Origin of the sequence: Lactobacillus gallinarum DSM 10532 = JCM 2011, from assembly GCF_001434975.1 — a bacterium.
Taxonomy (GTDB): domain Bacteria; phylum Bacillota; class Bacilli; order Lactobacillales; family Lactobacillaceae; genus Lactobacillus; species Lactobacillus gallinarum.
The window spans coordinates 1-365 of record NZ_AZEL01000054.1; the positions used below are offsets into that span (position 1 = coordinate 1).

General features: G+C 37.3%; 1 protein-coding gene. It reads right to left on the reverse strand.

Annotation, left to right across the window (positions count from 1 at the left end; translation table 11 throughout):
• On the reverse strand, positions 1 to 365 hold a 365-nt coding region (locus FC37_RS10420; protein ID WP_162255104.1), incomplete at both ends, for a mucin-binding protein.

The window sequence follows — 365 nt, forward strand, 5'->3', positions numbered from 1 at the left end:
CATTTAGTGTTATCTGTATCACTTACATCACGGTAAATGATTTGTGCAATTTGGTCCGCTACTTTAGTGTAAATTACTGTTAATTCAACATCCTTACTATTAGGCTTTACAGTTGCGCCTTCAACCATCTTGAGGTTTGGAGTATATCCGGTGATGTCTGGTGATACTTCATTGTTAAACGTGTGACTGTCAGAATCCCAGCCAAGGTCTTTAATTTGCTTACCTGTTACCTTGTCAAATACCAATGTATGTTTAAATGTAACGCTTTGTACACTATCTTTTGCTGCTGTTGTATTATCAGCGTAAACATAGTGAACTGTTTGCTTAACAGTCTTACTTAAGCTGTCTTTATCAGTACCTGCTGG